The sequence below is a fragment of the Rhizobium sp. rho-13.1 genome, assembly GCF_007000305.1.
GTDB classification, from domain to species: domain Bacteria; phylum Pseudomonadota; class Alphaproteobacteria; order Rhizobiales; family Rhizobiaceae; genus Rhizobium; species Rhizobium rhododendri.
Genome location: NZ_SCFL01000100.1, coordinates 1 through 357 on the forward strand (window position 1 = coordinate 1; position 357 = coordinate 357).

Consider the following 357-nt stretch of genomic DNA (forward strand, 5'->3'; position numbering starts at 1 on the left):
CTGTCTCTGCGACGGCGTTGGAGGCGGTCAAGCGTATCGATGCGCTGTTTGACATCGAGCGCGACATTAACGGCCAGAGCGCCGGTGAGCGACTTGCCGTGCGCCAGGAAATGAGCAAACCGCTGCTCGAAGAGCTGGAGACCTGGTTGCGGCAGGAGCGCGAAGGTTTGTCGCGATCCTCACCGGTGCTTGAGCCGATCAACTACATGCTGTCGCGCTGGCAGGACTTTGCCAGATACGCCGATGACGGCAGGATCTGCATGACGAACAACGCGGCGGAAAGAGCTCTGCGCGGCGTGGCTTGCGGAAGGAAAAACTGGAACTTCGCCGGGTCCGATCGCGGCGCAGACCGGGCTG

1 protein-coding gene is annotated in these 357 nt (G+C 62.2%); it reads left to right on the top strand.

Annotated elements, in window-relative coordinates:
• The coding region (locus EQW76_RS28820) for a transposase (protein ID WP_143123537.1) at positions 1–357 on the top strand (357 nt) is incomplete at both ends.